Origin of the sequence: Bradyrhizobium sp. NBAIM08 (genome assembly GCF_020193935.1) — a bacterium.
Taxonomy (GTDB): domain Bacteria; phylum Pseudomonadota; class Alphaproteobacteria; order Rhizobiales; family Xanthobacteraceae; genus Bradyrhizobium; species Bradyrhizobium yuanmingense.
This window is the reverse complement of record NZ_JADYVR010000531.1, coordinates 1-432: the sequence shown is the minus strand read 5'-3', so window position 1 is coordinate 432 and position 432 is coordinate 1. Positions and strand designations below refer to the sequence as shown.

At 71.3% G+C, this 432-nt stretch carries 1 protein-coding gene; it reads right to left on the bottom strand.

Annotated features, from left to right (window positions below):
• On the bottom strand, positions 1-432 hold a 432-nt coding region (locus I6F37_RS40800; RefSeq protein ID WP_225154492.1), incomplete at both ends, for a hypothetical protein.

Sequence of the window (432 nt, the reverse complement as noted above, 5' to 3'; positions counted from 1 at the left end):
GTCCGGCGCCAGCTCCCGCGCGGCCAGTCCGGTGCAGTTGACGAGCAGGTCGCAGGATCTGGCCTCAGCTTCGAGGTCGCTGATCCGTCGGATCTCGAGCCGACCACCCGCGTCGCGTAGAGATGCGAGCAGCCAGTCGAGGTAGCGGGGCATGTCGACGACCGGAGCTGTGAAGCCCCACCCGTCGTCGTGGCCGGCCCTCTCGGCCGGCTCGAGCCGCCGGAAGTCGGGCAGGGCACCCGACCAGACCGGGTCAGGGATGTTCGCCGCCAGCAGCTCGCGACCCGGCATCATCCGGACGCCCACCTGATCCGCGGTTCGGTTGAGGATCGCACCGGGGTCGCTCCCGAGGCGGAAGGCGGCACTCGTGCTGCCCGCGACGATCTCAGCGAGGACGTCGTACGTGCGAGCCGCCCACGCACCGACCCGCTC